Below are 1,195 nucleotides of genomic sequence, written 5' to 3' on the forward strand. Positions count from 1 at the left end.
AGCCCATGCTGGGCGCACTATAAAAGAGGGACACCCCACCGCACTGATTCTTTAAATCAGCGGGGGCTGTCCCTATTACAATCATTTTTTGTTAAATTTTTTCATCACTTCTGCAACGAGTAATGCTGCTAATGTAGCTGTTTTATTATTTTCATCAACAGCCGGATTCACCTCAGCAATATCAAAACTGGTAATATTCTCTTTAGAAACAATGTACCGAAGCAGTTTTCTCACTGTTTTAGGCTCTAATCCAAAAGGCGATGGTGCGCTAACACCTGGTGCTTCAGAAGAAACAATCGAATCTGTACATAAGGTCAACATGATAAAATCATATTTTTCGGCAAAAGCATCAATGGCTTTAAATGTATCCCTGAACTGATTTTCCTCGATCGATTCTTCGCGGATATAGATGCACCCGTATGCATCTGCAGTCTCAAATAATGATTTTGTGTTACCGAAATCCTGGATTCCAAGGCATAAATAACCAGCATTTTCATCTTGTTCTAAAATTTGTCTGAACATGGTTCCGGATGAGGGTGTTTGATCATGGCGCATATCGAAGTGCGCATCGATGTTAATAATGCCAAGCGTTGCGTCACCTCCAAGGTATTCCCTGACACCCAAATAATGACCGTATAATGTTTCATGGCCACCGCCGAGAATGATCGGTGTGCCGGAATTTTGAAGTAATGCAGTAACCGCACCCCCCAGCTCTTTCTGGGCTTTTTCCATTTCGGAACCTTCGCACGCAATATTTCCTACATCAACCGTATTTATCTCACCAATATGGTACGGCAGTTTTGCCAGTGCTTTTTTAATTTCGTTTGGACCTTTTGCTGCGCCGATCCTACCTTTATTTCGTCTTACCCCTTCATCACATTCAAATCCAATGAAGTAAAAAGCGTTTTCATTTTCAGCCAGCTCTTTTAAACTTTTTACTGCAACTGTCTGATGGAACCGAAAGCTATTTTTCTCTTCTGTACTATCAATTCTTCCGCTCCAAATATCTTTGATTGGTAATTTATACATCCATCTCACTCCAAAGCACATTTCACATTTTAGGAACTCATCTCTATCTTTCTATTTTACTTAATATTATATATAATTACTAATATCCGTTTTTTATATTTTTATAGTTTGAAACTATAAATAGGACCTATCCCCTATAAAGACCTGCGGTGATATGTCAAAAAAA

Annotated in this window: 1 protein-coding gene; it reads right to left on the reverse strand. The window is 39.0% G+C overall.

Going from position 1 to position 1,195, the window contains the following annotated elements:
- Positions 1 to 81: 81 nt before the first annotated feature.
- On the reverse strand, positions 82 to 1,029 hold the full coding sequence (gene hutG / locus GZ63_RS0115965; RefSeq protein WP_029271278.1) for a formimidoylglutamase: 948 nt from the start codon (positions 1,027 to 1,029) through the stop codon (positions 82 to 84).
- Positions 1,030 to 1,195: the final 166 nt, after the last annotated feature.

The sequence above is a fragment of the Virgibacillus alimentarius genome (assembly GCF_000709085.1).
Classification (GTDB): Bacteria; Bacillota; Bacilli; order Bacillales; family Amphibacillaceae; genus Virgibacillus_B; species Virgibacillus_B alimentarius.

Excerpts from the sequence above, each read along its gene's own strand:
- hutG (WP_029271278.1), bottom strand. The coding sequence starts at position 1,029 with ATGTATAAATTACCAATCAAAGATATTTGGAGCGGAAGAATTGATAGT.